Source organism: Aeromonas sp. s7(2024), assembly GCF_040907825.1.
Taxonomy (GTDB): Bacteria; Pseudomonadota; Gammaproteobacteria; order Enterobacterales; family Aeromonadaceae; genus Aeromonas; species Aeromonas veronii.
This window is the reverse complement of the sequence record NZ_JBFOCM010000012.1, coordinates 121394-134340: the sequence shown is the minus strand read 5'-3', so window position 1 is coordinate 134340 and position 12947 is coordinate 121394. Positions and strand designations below refer to the sequence as shown.

11 protein-coding genes are annotated in these 12947 nt (G+C 56.6%); 4 read left to right on the top strand and 7 right to left on the bottom strand.

The window, feature by feature from the left end:
- The first annotated feature begins 59 nt into the window (after nucleotides 1-59).
- Nucleotides 60-452, top strand: coding sequence for a hypothetical protein (locus AB5Y73_RS04090; RefSeq protein WP_005333978.1), 393 nt, complete (start codon nucleotides 60-62; stop codon nucleotides 450-452).
- A 76-nt stretch (nucleotides 453-528) separates the two neighbouring features.
- Here AB5Y73_RS04090 and thiI read toward each other — a convergent pair whose 3' ends face one another.
- Complete coding sequence (gene thiI / locus AB5Y73_RS04085) at nucleotides 529-1977, bottom strand: tRNA uracil 4-sulfurtransferase ThiI (RefSeq protein WP_118853645.1); 1449 nt, start codon at nucleotides 1975-1977, stop codon at nucleotides 529-531.
- Between the two features lie 945 nt (nucleotides 1978-2922).
- On the opposite strand from thiI, the gene AB5Y73_RS04080 reads away from it, so the two are divergent.
- On the top strand, nucleotides 2923-3285 hold the full coding sequence (locus AB5Y73_RS04080; protein ID WP_368147314.1) for a helix-turn-helix domain-containing protein: 363 nt from the start codon (nucleotides 2923-2925) through the stop codon (nucleotides 3283-3285).
- 375 nt (nucleotides 3286-3660) lie between these two features.
- Here the strand turns inward: AB5Y73_RS04080 and AB5Y73_RS04075 are convergent, their stop codons facing one another.
- The 4 genes from AB5Y73_RS04075 to AB5Y73_RS04060 all read right to left on the bottom strand — a co-directional run bounded on the left by AB5Y73_RS04075 (nucleotide 3661) and on the right by AB5Y73_RS04060 (nucleotide 5117).
- Entirely contained in the window at nucleotides 3661-3792 is a 132-nt protein-coding gene (locus tag AB5Y73_RS04075) for a hypothetical protein (RefSeq protein ID WP_256689441.1), read from the bottom strand.
- Nucleotides 3789-4037: a hypothetical protein gene (locus AB5Y73_RS04070; RefSeq protein WP_106843047.1), complete on the bottom strand. Its 249-nt coding sequence runs from the start codon at nucleotides 4035-4037 to the stop codon at nucleotides 3789-3791. Before AB5Y73_RS04070 ends, AB5Y73_RS04075 begins: the two co-directional genes overlap by 4 nt.
- Nucleotides 4034-4867, bottom strand: a complete 834-nt coding sequence (locus tag AB5Y73_RS04065; RefSeq protein WP_106843048.1) for a phage antirepressor protein — start codon at nucleotides 4865-4867, stop codon at nucleotides 4034-4036. The genes AB5Y73_RS04070 and AB5Y73_RS04065 overlap by 4 nt, the downstream gene beginning before the upstream one ends.
- Nucleotides 4868-4949: 82 nt before the next feature.
- A complete protein-coding gene (locus AB5Y73_RS04060; protein ID WP_368147312.1) occupies nucleotides 4950-5117 on the bottom strand; it encodes a hypothetical protein in 168 nt (55 codons plus the stop codon).
- A gap of 182 nt (nucleotides 5118-5299) precedes the next feature.
- Here AB5Y73_RS04060 and AB5Y73_RS04055 point away from each other — a divergent pair, with 182 nt between their 5' ends.
- Nucleotides 5300-5617, top strand: a complete 318-nt coding sequence (locus AB5Y73_RS04055) for an Arc family DNA-binding protein (RefSeq protein ID WP_279499539.1) — start codon at nucleotides 5300-5302, stop codon at nucleotides 5615-5617.
- A 75-nt stretch (nucleotides 5618-5692) separates the two neighbouring features.
- Nucleotides 5693-6187 carry a hypothetical protein gene (locus tag AB5Y73_RS04050; RefSeq protein WP_368147311.1) on the top strand — a complete coding sequence of 165 codons (495 nt, stop codon included), beginning with the start codon at nucleotides 5693-5695 and terminating at the stop codon, nucleotides 6185-6187.
- A 131-nt stretch (nucleotides 6188-6318) separates the two neighbouring features.
- Here the strand turns inward: AB5Y73_RS04050 and AB5Y73_RS04045 are convergent, their stop codons facing one another.
- Nucleotides 6319-6522, bottom strand: a complete 204-nt coding sequence (locus tag AB5Y73_RS04045) for a hypothetical protein (RefSeq protein WP_069556139.1) — start codon at nucleotides 6520-6522, stop codon at nucleotides 6319-6321.
- Nucleotides 6523-6595: 73 nt separating this feature from the next.
- On the bottom strand, nucleotides 6596-12898 hold the full coding sequence (locus tag AB5Y73_RS04040) for an LPD38 domain-containing protein (protein WP_368147310.1): 6303 nt from the start codon (nucleotides 12896-12898) through the stop codon (nucleotides 6596-6598).
- Nucleotides 12899-12947: the final 49 nt, after the last annotated feature.

Here is a 12947-nt window from a genome sequence, read left to right as displayed (position 1 = left end):
TTGAACCAAATAGGCTTTTCTGTTGTCATAGAAGCAGTCGTTGTTAGCCGGAACTTCTCATGCGCAAAATCGGTATGCTTACCACCCTCCTCCTGGCGAACGTGACGGCAGCCCACGCCGAAGCACAAGTGGTATTTGGACGACTGGCCTCGGCGCCGGTGCAGCAGTTCAACCAGCAGATACGCCAGGCAAGCCATCAACAGCAAAACTGGGTTAATGACTACCGTGAGGTCGCTCTGCGATTCGTCGGTCATGGTGACACACCCAGCCGCATCCATGCCCAGCAGTTGGACAATGATCTGGTGCTCTCGGTCGCCCTCGACGGTAGCAAGAGCGACATGATCTACATCCTGACCCTCTATCGCAGCAACAACCTGTGGCAGATGCGGGAGGCGGAAATGGGCTGGCGTTGTCAGGGGCAAGACTCTTTTACTCCGGTTCCCTGTCCCTGATAGTCATTGCTCACTCTGTGAAATAAAAAAATCCGGCACATTGGCCGGATTTTTTTATTGAAGGTAAAAAACACGCTTACGGGCGGTACACCTTGACGTTGTCAAAGCCCTTCTCTTTCAGATACAGCGCCTGCAGCTTGCTCATCACGCCGCGATCGCAGTAGAGCAGGTAGGTCTTCTCCTTGGGCAGATCGCCAAAGGCGGTGGCCAGCTTGAAGAAGGGGATATGCAGCACTTCACGACCTTCCACCACCAGCGGCTTCTCGTCGTGTTCGTCGGCAGAGCGGATATCCAGGATCACCTCGTCAACGCCCAGCACCTGAGTCGTTTCCACCTCTTGCACTTCAGCGGCAGTCTCTTCACCGATACGGCGGATATCGAGGTAACGGGCCTCGGAGACCACCTTGTCCAGAATGGAGAAGTCAAAATTGGCCTCTTCCTCTTCAATGCGGGATAGCTCGGCCTTCACGGTCGGCTTCTTGGAGATGACGCCACAGTACTCCGGCATGGTCTCAGCAAACTCCAAAGTGCCGATACGGCGGGCTTCGCTGATGATGTCCGGCTTGTCCCAAGTAATGAGCGGGCGCAGGATCACCTTGTCGGTCACCCGGTCGATGACGTTCAGGTTGGTGAGGGTCTGGCTGGAAACCTGGCCCACACACTCGCCGGTCACCAGCGCCGGGATCTGGAACTCGTCGGCCACCTTGGCGGCGGCACGCATCATCATCCGCTTGAGCACCACCCCCATCTGACCGTTATCGATCTTCTCGAGGATCTCGGCAACCACCGGCTCGAAGTCCACCGCAGTGAAACGTACCCGATGGGAGGAGCCAAAGCGGTTCCACAGATGATAGGCCACCTGCTTGACGCCGATTTCGTGGGCAGCACCGCCCAGATTAAAGAAGCAGTAGTGCACGCGGCAGCCGCGCTTGATGAACTGGAACGACGCCACACCGGAGTCAAAACCGCCGGAAATGAGGCTCAGCACATCTTCCTGAGTGGCGATGGGCATGCCGCTCAGGCCCTGATGGATGGCGCTGACGATGAAGAGCTCTTCGCCGTCAATCTCCAGGTTGATCTTCACATCCGGGTTCTTGAGGCGCACGCCGTTGCTTTCGCAGTGCTGGTTCAAACCACCGCCCACGTAACGCTCAATCTCGAGGGAGGAGAACTCATGCTTGCCGTGGCGCTTGGCGCGCACGCAGAAGGTTTTGCCCTTGAGCTGGTCGCCCCACACGGCTTTCACCTGCTCGAAGATGTCGTGCAGATCGGTAAACTTGCTGGCTTGTACCTCGAGGAAGGCCTGAATGCCGGGAATACAGGCCAAAGCTTCGATAGCCTGCTCGCGGAACTGGTCATTGCGGGAGCTCACGATCAGCTTGTCCCAATCCATCCGTACGCGGGCATCGTCGTCGAAGCGGCGCAGGACATTGCGGATATTGCCCTGCAGGATCTTGATAAAGCGCTGGCGAACCGACTTGCTCTTGATGGTGATTTCCGGGAACAGCTTGATAATGAACTTCATGGTAATGACTCGGGTGACCTTGATTTAAGGGCGCGAATTATATCAGAACTTTGTGGCCAGCGCCTACTGGATGAGCGTTTGCTCACATTACCCCACACAGTGTTTGCCGTGCAGCGCCAATCTTGCGTATATTCCCGACCCTGCGCCTCGCCAGATTTTTGACAACAGACGGATCCGATGAAGACCTATATCTACTACCCCGGCATGGTAATCAACTGGAGAGAGACACACCGCAGCCAAACCCGCGCAAACCCTTGCATCCGTTGATATAGCAGCCTTTCGAGAAGAATAACCCCCACCTCATAACACCTCATTCCCCCGATATTTTTGCCCCAAAATTGCCCCAATTCGAAAAATCTTGCCCCAAAATTGCCCCAGAAAAACCCCAGCCTTTACCTGTCGAACGCGCATAGAAAAGCCCGCTCAATGGCGGGCCAATCCGATCCGGCTGCAACAACTATGAAGCAGCGTTCAGCTCATCGCGAAGTCGTTCAAGAATGCGCGCGATCTTCTCTTCCTCCACCCTGCTCAGGTCCAAAGTATCAAGAATATTCTCAAGCTCAGCTAGTGATTCCATCCGGTCAGGTCCCCGCTTATCTGCTCTCAGTCTCTCGACTGTGAAACACTGTATGCCCATACAGTACCGAAGCGAATTTACCACTTTTTGCAGACCGAGTGGAGCACTATCTTTGCCCACCCCTCCTATCCACATCCGTTCAGAAAACAAATCCCGTACTCTATTGCTCATCATACAACCGCTACACTCCGTCGTTACAGGTGATGCGCGGTGATCTCGTTGTGCGTTCAACTCGTTATTATTAACCTACAATTTACATGACCTGTATGTGCCATTACTGAGCAATTGCACTATAGGTGTTCCAGATTTGGGACAAACATAAAAACATGATCTAGAGCACGGTTGGCCACCACAGATAAGGAATGCCTATGAAGCGGTATCTGACCAGCTCTAGCCTCGAGTATGTCCATCGCACCAAGAAGAAGGTGCGCAAGCTGATGGCGGAGAGAAAGCTCAGCCAGTCCAAGATCAGCAAGCTGACCGACATCCCCCGCTCCAGTATCAGCAGATGGCTATCGCTGCATCACGACGACTTCATGGGGTTGGCAGAGGCGGTCATGCTCTCGTCAGCAATGGGCCTATCTGTCCAGGCCATCCTTGCAGATCCTGACTGGAGCGTCTCAGATGATGAACATATGGGGCTGATCAACCGCGCAGCACGACTGCCGAAGCCACACCTGGCGTCGATGCTGAATTGCTATGCTGAAATTCTTGGTGTGAGAGTTGGATAGCTTCGCTGCGAATTGCAGCAAGCAGATCATCAGTCCGACGGCGTTCTGTATGTGACAGGTCGAGATGAAGCAGCATGTCTTCGAGGGAGGAGATGTTGGCAAGAATGGTCATCGTGAAAACTCCATAACGCAAGTTACCGCCGCGTGTGGATAGGCCACTTGCAGGCAGTTGATTAAAGGTTATGGTTCACGTTTGGCACACAGGTGGCGCCATAATTAAGTAAATTAGGTACTGCTTACCATAACCGGAAAAGGCAATCTCTAGGTTATGGTTTTAAAAACCCACTCATCCGAGCGGAATCATTCGATTCCTGCGCACATTACGCCCGGCGTTGGTGTGATGTCAACAAAAATGGGGCCGAAGCCCCACCGTTATTACTCTGCCTGTTCAGGCATCATCCGCTCTATCCGCGCCGTGATCTTGGCCCGCTCTACTCGCGTCATATCGAGACCTTCCAGCTCGTCCAGCAAGGCGGCCAGCTCTACCATCAGTTGGGCTGCGCTCATTGCTTCACCCCGAGATTTGCCTGCTCTTCCTCGATCCAGCTGTTGATATAATCGATCGCTTGCCTCACCTGATCATGAACAAACTCACGGCACCCTTCACTACGCGCATCCGCCGTAACGATCGCGACCTTTCCAGAGGCCGTATCCACATCTTCGAGAAGCCCAGCAAGATCACAGAGCGCTTCCAGCGTGTCGCTGGTTGGTGCGGGCCTGGCTTGGAATGGGATGATCTTTGAATCGCTCATGCTGCCCCCTTGATCACTTTATCCTGGGTGAACAGACCATCCCAACTAGCCTTCATCGGTAGCTCTCCCTTCATGTAGAGCTGATAGAGTCGTACCGCCCCTGCCTGCAGAAGGACTGCCGTATATTTCACAAACGACTCGTGGCCGTGCGAGCGAATCTCCTGCTGCTCCTCAGTGAGGTAGCGATCTCTGGCATACGAGGCAACTCGCCAGCGCTTGTTCAACCCAGAGCGACTTTCATTGAATAACCAGTGTCGTTCGTCAGCAAGATACTCTGTCACCTTCATCACATTGACCCCGTTGAGCATCTTGCAGAACTGCGGGATGGTCATGCCTTGGCGGAACAGGCTTTCGAGTGAGTGAATCTGTTCCTGTTGCTGCTTGTTCTCGATGGTCAGAATGGCCACCTTCTCAGCCTGCTCGGCCGCTAGGCGCAGAGCTTCTGGCAAAGTCTGGGGGATGGCCCATTGCGGTTGTGCCAGCTGCCCCTCCAAAGCCTTAAGCTTGGCCAGAACTGCGCGGCGCACTGCCTTTGATTCGCGCATGCCGATCAGCATCATTTGATCAAAGTTGAGCGTATACCCCTTTACTTGGCGTTTCGCGCCCTGAGAGGTGGTCGTGCAGAAAGTCTGCATGACCCCAAGATCATCGCACTCATCCTCCAGTTTACGCAGAAGCTCGGTGTTCCGGAGTGGCGACTCGCCCTCATCAGCCCGCGCTGGGTTGATGATGTTGTTCAGAAAATCAAGACTGGTCATGGTGATGGCATGGCCACCATTCTGCGGCCCTGCCAAAACTTTGGTTTGCTGATACTGTTGTTGTATAGTCATACCGTAGTCCTTAACGTGGTTGTTTGGGTTTACATCCTCGGCCCGAGCTGCGCCAACAGCTTGGGTCGTTCTATTTATGGCATCACGACATGCAGTCATGATCCAATCCACCATCTTTTTTCATCTCTGAGTACAGGATGGAAATCACCTCCTTTGTCAGACTCACACCGTTATCAACGGCACGGTGCCCCAGCCACTTTTTCAGATCTTCCGGTAACCGGATTGATGTCGGTGGAATTTGGTTGCTCACTTAACTCTCCTTGCTTGTTGCTGATTTGTTGGTGTTGCAAGAGTTGACACTGCCAGCTCTTCTCTCAAGGCTAGAATCAAAAAGATTCAGAGTCAAATAGAATCTTTGCTTTGTGATTCTATCAGAGCCATCATTACCACTGATAATGCTTAAATACCCATATAGAAACACCGGAAAATGCCATGAGTCAGCCGAAGCCATACCCACTACGAATGTCGGATGAGATGCGAGCCAGCCTACAGGAAAGCGCAGACAGATCTGGCCGCTCCCTGAACGCCGAGATAGTGCATCGACTTCAGCAGTCAATTGATTCCAGTCTCACCGGCGAACTAAATGGTGGGCCGGGATCGCCACGAATGATCGCATCTGTAGAGATAACAGACCCTGGCATAGATAAGGACGACCCACGTTACAATGTGACCGCCATAGCCAAGCAGATAAAAGAAGTTCGGGAGATGATGGAGGTGATCGCCAAAGAAATGCTAGACAACAAAAGATGATGTGATCTTGTTCACTGACACCTAATGATAAATAGCGCAACATTAAGCTTTGCGTATAAATCTTTTGGAGCTTTGATGTTAGCTAAAAAAATATTTTCCGCAGCAATTATGATTGCTCCTCTTGTTCTGTCTCATAATGTTCTCGCTGAGAGCTATGAGCTTACGCTGACAAGGAAAAGCAAAAACATATATAAGGTAAGCGGCAACGATATATTGGTTCAAACAAGATATTGCTACGCATACGCCTACTCTGAGCAAGCTATTTTCAAAACAGATGGATATGGTGGTGAGCTAATATTCTTGGATAGTGATGACCGTTGTGATGTGAAGGCTGTTTTTAGCAAGGACGAGTATAAGCCAGGGAAGTACTCCGTTAAGGTTAGCGTGGATGATGATGATTGGTTTGAGGTGTTTGGCAGTAATGCTTACATACATACTTCAAACTGCCTTTCTTTGGCAATGGTTGAAGATTCGCACTTGGTGATATCATCATCAGGTTATGGACAACTAATATTCAGAAACGGAAGCAAATGTGCTGTAGAGGGGGTTTACTCTAAGGCTAGGATTTGAGTAAGCGCGTAACGAAACGTGATACCACCACATCAATGCAGTTGTTAATGACATTGCAATTAAATAAATCCGCATTGAATCTGATTTATATTACGCTAAATCAGTAGCTCACCAGCAAAGAAATGACTCAATCAAAACAGCTGATCAAGCGCCGCAATAGCAAATCCAACCAGGACAAAGAAGAAGCTGAATGCCATAAAGTCATCCAGATCGCTCCGGCTGGATTTGCTAAAACACCAACACCCGGCAGCAAAGGGGATCAGGGCCAGCGTAAAGCTGAAACTGAACGCCTTGAGCGCCACCACCATCATTATCAACGCAAACAGTATCCACATGGTCAGGGTCCTCACATATTAAGGCCCTAGCTTACCCCCTTCGCATGGGCTCAGCCAGGGCCGCTATTCTCCCTTACTCCCAGTTCTCCCTGTTCTTGTTTACCGCCTGATATACCAGGTCGTTGCGGCGGGCCAGTAGCTCATCAATGCGCTTGCGCTTCTCCTCTGCGTTCATGGTGCGGTCACGCTGGATCAGCTCAATCTTGTTGCGCACCACCCTTACCTGCTGCTGGGTACGGCTCAGGCTGCGGCGTGACTTCAAGATGCCGCCCTGCTCCTCGAGCAGCTCATTCGCCTTATCGTCCAGCCCTTCACTGCGGTACTGGTCAACGGTGCGCTTGAGCTGGTTCACCTCGCTCAGCATCCGGTAGAACTCCTCCATATGCTGGGTGGACTTGGCCGGGCCAGTGCCGCGGTACACGGCTTTCACCAGCGGGATCTCGTCAGCGCGCCAGCTGGCCGACTCACCCGGGCGAGATGCCCTGATCAGGCCATCAGCCGTGGCCATCACATAACCGCCGATGGTGCCGGTATAGCCAATCACCAAGTGCTCAAGCTGCTTGGGCGAGAAGCCAGACAGCTCGCCAAGCTCGCGCATCAGCAAGCTGGTCTGCTCGTTGTAGCGGGCCTCCGCCTTGACGGCCAGATCCTGCGGGCTGTCGATGGGGCCGCCGCGGAAGGTGTCATAGTTGAAGGCGGCCTCTACCAGCGGCTTGATGATCTGCGGGGTGGGGTTAAGGGCAAAGGTATCGCCAATTGCCCGGGCCACAGCCTTGCCGAACTGGGCGCCGGTGTCCTTGTCTCCCATCGCGCGCACCATGCGCTCCGGGATGGTGCCGAACATCACGCCAATCTCGAACGGCTTGGGGATCCGGAAGTGCTGATCGCCGACAAAGAAGTGCCAGTTGGCGTCCTTGTCCCAATCCGGCAGCTCTTCGTATCGCTCATCGTCCCAGTTGGCGGCCAGCAGACCGAGCGACATGGCGGTGATCATGCCAGCCCGCTTGGCGATTTCACGGGGGTTGTCGCGCAGTTCCCGGCTCAGTTTGCCCAGACCCTGCAGGCGAGCATTGAAGAACGGCAGCACCAGGGACGCCCCCTGAATGGCTCTGGCAGCCCCGAGCATGGAGAAGTCCATCAGGTCTTTTGACTCGAACGCCGCCTGTGCGTGGCTCTTGCCCGCCTTGATGGCAGCGGCATAGACCGCCTCGCGGTTAGCGTTCTCAAGCGCCTCGCCATAGCGGCTGTACTTCTCCCATGCGTCAGCCACCACACCTTTAGCGTGTGCCGCATTGCGGATGATGCTCTTTTCGTAGCGGGCAATCTGCTCCGGCGTCATCCCCTTGCGGCGCAGTGACTTGCGCACGGTGTCGGCCATGGCGCCCGGGTCGTTACCGTTGACATAGCCACCCAGGAAGCTGGCGCCGCTGAACATCACATCAATGGTACTGCCGTCCATCGCCAGGGTCTTTTTCACCCCCTTGATGGAGTCGATCACCGGCTTGAAGCCGTCTTTGCTGATCGCCCAGCTGGAGAGTGAGTCGCGCAGGAAGTTGCGCAGCATAAACTCAGGTGATGCGGTCACCCCGGCTGTCAGCAGGCGCTTGGCCTTTGATGCCATGTTGATCATGGTGCCGAATGGCTGGCGGTCGAAGAATGTCATGGCCCGATACAGGTCAGGATCTTCAACCCGGATCATGTAGTCCTCACCTTCCAGCTTGACGGTGATCAGGTCCTTGCCGTTCTTGAGCGCCCGCCAGTCCATCATATTGGGCTTGGCGACCACCTCGATTAGCCCGGTATCCGCCAGATTCCAGACAGTCTTTTGCGCCGCCATGTTCTTCATAGAGGCGTCAATCAGCTTGGAGGTCGAGGTGAAAATGTTCTCGAGCAGGTCGTTGGTATTGGCCTCCCCGCCCTTGAGTTTCTTGATCCCTGCGTTCTGGTTGGCAATCCCCTTCGGCTTAAAGGGGGCGATCACATCACCATCCTCGGTTTCACGGAAGAACGGGATGTACCACTCGCTTTCAAACTCTGCCCGCGCCTCCTTGGTGAACAGGCCAGCCTCCTGTGCCAGATCCAGAGTTGCGGCATTGAGGCGGTTCCAGCGGGCTTTGGCATCAAGGAATTTGGCCTCCTTACCCTTGCCTTGCCCCTTGAGTGCCGCAATGTCATTGGCATCGAGCAGGTTCTCTCTGCCCTGCGCCATCAGCAGTTCGGCCCGGTGACCGGCCATCCAGCCCAGCCAGTTGTGCAGATCGGCCCCAAGATCGGAGAAGATGCCCAGCAGCGCGTCTTTCTCGCCGGTACCCGCCTTGCGCTGGATCACCCCGTCCTTCCACTCCGGCAGACCATAGAGCATGGTCGCCTGCATGGTGGATGCAGCCCCGGTCGCCATCCGCGCCGCAACATAGCCGGAATCGGCTGCATCGGTAATGCCTGCCGCATCCTCTGCGTACTTGATGGGGGCCAGCGCATCGAGCACTTCGGTGTTGGCTTTCTTGATAAAGCGGTCTACCCATGACTCAACCACGCCGCGATCAACCTTGCGCAGCTTGTCCAGATTGGCCTTGGTTTTGTCGATGATGTCAGGCTTGGGGCCTAAATTGAGCTTTTCCATGGCTTTGTCAGCAGCCGTATTGGCTTGGCTCATCTTGAGCCCGCCCTTGCGGATATCATCCTTGGTGAGTACATTTGAATCAGAAACCCGTTCTGGTGAACCACGCTTGGGCAATTGGAGCCCTTGGGTCGTACCGAGCGGGTTTTTATATTGGCTGGTACGTCCATCCTCCTGACTGAACTTCTGACCACCATCCGGGCCGCCATTGTCAGGGCCGCCGCGCTTCATCTTCTTGCCCAGCCCCTCAATCAGCACTCTGGTTTCAGCTGCGGTAATGCCACCAGGCACAAAGCCGACAGTGCGCAGCGCCTTGGTAACCCATGCCACCACTTGATCCCAGCCGCGACGCCAGGCGCTCTGCTCCAGTTCGGCCAGGTGGGCGATCACCTCCTCGGCCTGCACCCCGACATCCTCGCCAGCGTAATGGGTATCTACCCAATCCCACACCGCCTTCATGCTGGGGGCGCTCTTCGATTTGATGATGCGGCTGATCAGCTTGGTGTACTCGCCATCGCCCAGCACATTGGCTAGGCCATAGTGGGCCAGCACCTCATGGCGCAGGATTTCGCGCATCCGCTTGGGGTGGGCGATGGTGTCGGCGGCCACATGCAGTGTGCCATTGTCATCATCGAACGCGGCGCGGCGGATCAGGCCATCTTTGGCTGCCAGCCCCAGCGCCCGCTCCAGCTCGGCCTGTGTCGCGTGGATCTGCACATCAATGCCACTGGCGCCACGGTACTGCTTGAACCACTCCTTGGTGACCAGTTCCGCCTCTTTGCGGGTCAGGTGCTTGGCTGGCTTCTCGCCCTGCGCCATGGCCTGTTTGGAAAAGGCTATAACGCGCTCAGGCTCCTTCGCTGGCTCAGCCTTCTGCGCCTTGCTCTGCTCTGGCCCCTTGGCGGGCGCAGCATCGGTAACCGGCTTGGTGGTATCACCTTCCTTCACCCAGCGCTTGAACTCCGACACCGGCATCGCCTTGATGGAGCCAAGCCCCTTCCACCCCTTCTCGTAGTTGGCAAGGTAGCCATCCCGGGCGGCCTGCTCGTCGGCAAAGCCCATCATCACCTTGTGCTCATCAAACTTGCCGGTCTTGGGGTCTACCTGATCCACCACGTAGACGGTTTCGCTATCAGGCTGTTCACCGATGAATACATCGACATGATCCCCGTCCGCCCCCAGTGTGCGCTTGATATAGCCGTAATCGTGGGCCATGGTGGATTGCCACGCCTTGCCATCCTTGTCAGTGCCGGAACGGGTAGAGCCCTTGGGGTTCTCGAGCGCGATATCAAACCCCAGCAGCTTGAGGTGACCTTTCTTGTAGTTGCCGGCCTCCTTCTGAGCGTCGGTTGGTTCAGGCGCCACCTCGGCGCGGGCCGCCTCGATCTGTCGCACTGGCTCTGGTTGTGCCCCATCAGAAGCAGCAACCCCGGCATCAGTGGCCGGGGCTGTCAGTGTCTGGTCATCTTGCTGCTGTCCATCAGGTACAGGTGAAGCAGGAGTGTTGTCTGCCGGATTTCCGGGTCCAGCTCGGTCTGCGAGTCCGGCAATGGTTGGTCCAGTGCCTGCTGCAGCCGGTTCGCCTGCGCCAGGCTGATCGCCTTGTCCTTCACTGCTGATTGCAGGTACTGGGGTAACTGGCTCATTGCTCACCTCTGCCTGGGGTTGGTTGACGGGGATCACCTCTCGGTATCCGGTATCGATAGCTGGTGCTAGTTGGCTGGCCTCGCCCGAGGTGACGGACGGCGCCGGAACTGTTTCAGCGCTTACGCTTGCAGCTGGCTGATCAGATGGTTGGTTCTGGTCTGTGACACTGATGTCATCGAGTTGCGTGGCGCTTGGTTGCGTGGTTGCAGCAGCCTTCACCTGCTCCACTTCGGCGATCTCGGCCACCCCAAAGCCGCCACCATTGAGCGGCACCGGCATCTCCTTGCCCTTGCGGCTGGCCATGGCAGCCTCTTTCTCGGTTGCGAATGGCTTGCCTTTGCGGGTGATGCGGAGTGTCTGGAGCGAGCCAACTACTGCATCCAGTGCAGAGGGCGCTGGATTCTGCTCCAGTGGTTGTGCTTGAGCCGCATCGTCAGCAACAATCCCTTCTGCTGTATCTGTATCTGTTGCTGTTGTAAGTTGCTCCGCCGCATTTTCTTCCTCCGCTTGCTGCCGGCTTGAAATGGCAGGAGCTTCGATAGTATCCACCTGCTGAGACGCGGCCTGAGAGAGAAGGTCATCAACTGTTGGCGCGGACGTTCCGGAAAGCGCCTCTTGCACCGGGCTGCTCTCGGCCATGCCCTTGAACCGCTCCGCGGTATCGTCGCGGCGCAGGTAGGCTGGCACATCACGCAGCTCGTCAAACTGGCTGGCGCTAGGGCCGAGCGGGGATTGCTCGCCAGAGGGTGCAACCACCGGATCGGCCATGGCGTCGGCGGCAGGCGCCAAGTCTGGATCTGCCGGTGCGGCAGTGGGGCTCTCCTGCATCGGATCACCAGGCTCAACAGGTGCGACATCCTCCACAGTGGCGGGATCTGCCTGTGCGCCCCCTTCGCTTTCTGGCTGTGACTTGCTGCCACGCAGCCCGCCAGCGCCACCCAGGGCGCCACCGGTACCCATGCCGATCAGGCCGCCTTCCAGCGCACTGGACACCACTCCTTTCATCGGGTCGATATCGGCAGCGGCCACCTCGTTAAGGGATTCGTTGATGGTGTATTGCTGTACCCCCTCCTCGAGGGTCTCGCCAATCCCCTCACCTACCGCCCCCTTGGCTGCCCCCTTGAGCACGCCACCGGTCGCCGCCTTGCCAGCCAGCATCTTGAACAGCATGGCATCGCCCATCACAGAGCCCATGGCTGCAGCGCCCCACACCTTGGCGTCGCTCATGGTGGCTCGGCTGGCAACGTTGGCAGTCTCCTCCCGGGCCAGCGACAGCTTTTCCTCATCAGAGAGGTGTTGCGTCTGCTGATCCTGGTCGATGCGAGTGAATGCCTGGCGGAAGGTATCGCTCCGGGACAGCTCATCAAAGCTCATGCCCAGCACTGACTCGCGGGTATTCACCCCCGCGCTACCCACCGAACCGGTCGCGCCAGTGGTGACGGCTGCGCCGGTCGCCAGCTTGGCCACCGTCTTGGCGGCGACAGCCTCGGCCACCTCCTGAGTAGCCCCACGCTTGAGCATGGAGGTGGTAACGGCGCGCCCGATACTGGCCTTGGCGGCGGCACCGGTCACACCGCCAGCCAGCAGGGTCGGCACCATGGAGCCCACGCCCTGCGCCATCTTCATGGCCCATACGTCGAGATCCCCAGCGCCATCCCCCATGGTGAGGCGCCCCTCTGGCGTCTCATCAATCAGGCTGCGGCCGATCGCCTCTTTGGCATCGCCGCTCATCCCATCGGTCAGCGACTCGGCGCCTGACTTTGCCAAGTCGCCAGCGCCAGCCACCACATCAAGCACCGGGCTCAGCTTGCTGGCCATATTGGCGCGAGCCTGCTCCAGGTAATCGCCTCCCTGCTTGCCAGCGTTCTCCTTGCCAAACTGGCTTGCCTGCCGGGCCAACTCACCAATCCCGCCAACCAGTTCCAGTGCGCCAGCGCCCACGCCGCGCGCCACATCCCCCAGGCCAACATTGAGGTCGCGCTGTGGGGTTTGGGCGGCGGACGGGGCAGCAGCCGCAGACAGGCTGCTATCGAGATTGCTCCAGAACGGGTCTGTGCGGGTGTCGGATAGTTTCGGTTGTGGCAAGGCGTCGCGCAGTCCAGGCTTGTCCATGGTGTCCTCGGCTTTTTGTGCAAAAGAAAAGCCCCGACCGGCGAACCGA